The sequence below is a fragment of the Desulfobacter curvatus DSM 3379 genome, assembly GCF_000373985.1.
GTDB classification, from domain to species: domain Bacteria; phylum Desulfobacterota; class Desulfobacteria; order Desulfobacterales; family Desulfobacteraceae; genus Desulfobacter; species Desulfobacter curvatus.
In genome coordinates, this window is the sequence record NZ_KB893014.1 from 1 (window position 1) to 1,792 (window position 1,792).

At 45.1% G+C, this 1,792-nt stretch carries 1 protein-coding gene; it reads left to right on the top strand.

Features of this window, described 5'->3' with window-relative positions; translation table 11 throughout:
- Positions 1-92: 92 nt before the first annotated feature.
- Positions 93-1,792: recombinase family protein (locus B147_RS0109375; RefSeq protein ID WP_020586956.1), on the top strand; the 1,700-nt coding region annotated here is incomplete at its 3' end.

Genomic DNA, 1,792 nt, shown 5'->3' on the forward strand with positions numbered 1-1,792 from the left:
TCAACAGAAGAAAAAAATCATAACCATTCTATCACGTCTTGTCAGCAAATGTGTCTACTTGAAAAAAACAAATCAAACCAGGGAGGCGGATCATGATGAATAATCAAAAAATTAAGCCGGACCACTTGCAACGGACCGCCTATATTTATATCAGACAGTCAACCGCCGCCCAAGTCGAATTTAATCGAGAATCCACTGAAAGGCAGTACAAACTCAAGGACAGAGCAGTTGATCTGGGCTGGACAGAACGACAAATTCGAATAATTGATCAAGATTTGGCTCAATCCGGTTCCAGTACTTCACAACGTAAAGGTTTTGGTGAAATGATCTCAGAAGTCGCCCTTGGAAAAGTTGGTTTGATCCTGTCCATTGAGGTATCAAGGGTTGCACGGAACAACTCTGATTGGTACAGATTACTTGATCTGTGCAGCGTAACCAACACACTTATCGGCGACAGTGACGGTCTCTACCATCCGGGGCTTTTTAATGACAGACTTTTACTGGGCATGAAAGGTACTATGGCCGAGGCAGAACTTCATGTCATTCGAGCCAGATTAGAAGGTGGTATCCGGAATAAAGCTGCCAAAGGGGAATTGCGCCGGGGGCTGCCGGTCGGCTTTATCTGGGGTGATCAGGATGGAGAAGTTTTAATGCATCCCGATCAGGCCGTTACCGGAGCCATTCATACTGTTTTTGAAAAATTTACGCATATGGGGTCTGTCCGGCAAGTATGGCTATGGTTTCGATCAAACAAATTACTATTTCCGTTGCAAACCATCCTTCTTCCGGAAATTAAATGGGTGACGGCCAGCTACCATGCAATCCATTCTGTTATGACGAATCCTGTATATGCCGGGGCTTATACCTATGGTAAAACAAAACAAGAATGCGTTATCGACGAAACCGGCCAGGTTAAAAAACGAACCAAGCGGTTACCTCAATCCCAATGGGCGGTATTAATCCATGACCATCACAAGGGGTTTATCGACTGGAAGACCTATGAAATGAATCAAGCCCGAATTGCTAAAAATACTCGGCCGGTACCTCATAAAACCACTGGTGCCGTCAGAGAAGGAGCGGCTTTGCTGCAAGGACTTGCCACCTGTGGGAAATGTGGACGTAGGCTTAAAGTATATTACCAAGGAAAGAACTCCAGCCCCGGATACTATTGTGCTGCCAATAACATTGTAGAAGGCCGGGCAAAATACTGCATGCGTGTCGGAGGTGTAAAAATTGACACCGTAGTTGCCGACGCCTTCTTGAATACGATTACACCTGCTGCCATGGATGCAATCTTGCTCGCCGAAAAGAACATTAAAACTGAACATGACGCAGCTTTAAATCAATGGCGGTTACATATTGAACGGCTTCAATATGAAGCAGATAGAGCAGAACGTCGTTTCCAAGCAGTAGAGCCGGAAAATCGTCTGGTTGCCCGCACGCTTGAGAATCAATGGGAAACATGTCTTCACCAACTTCAAGCCGCAAAAAATGAATTTGAACAATGTCAAAGACAACGTCCGGAAGCGCTAACACCTGAACAACGTGATCATATCCATACGCTCAGTAAAGACATAAAGCTGGTTTGGCAGGCTCCAACGACGACGTACCGGGACAAAAAAGAATTGCTTCAAATTTTATTGCAAGAGGTGAATATCAGTGTTGATCGAACCCTGAATACTGCCCACCTGATTATACGATGGCAGACAGATGCAGTGACTGAAATTGATATGGACCTTCCGAAAAGAAATTCGCCAACGATCCGAACCGCACAAGACACCATTGATCTTGT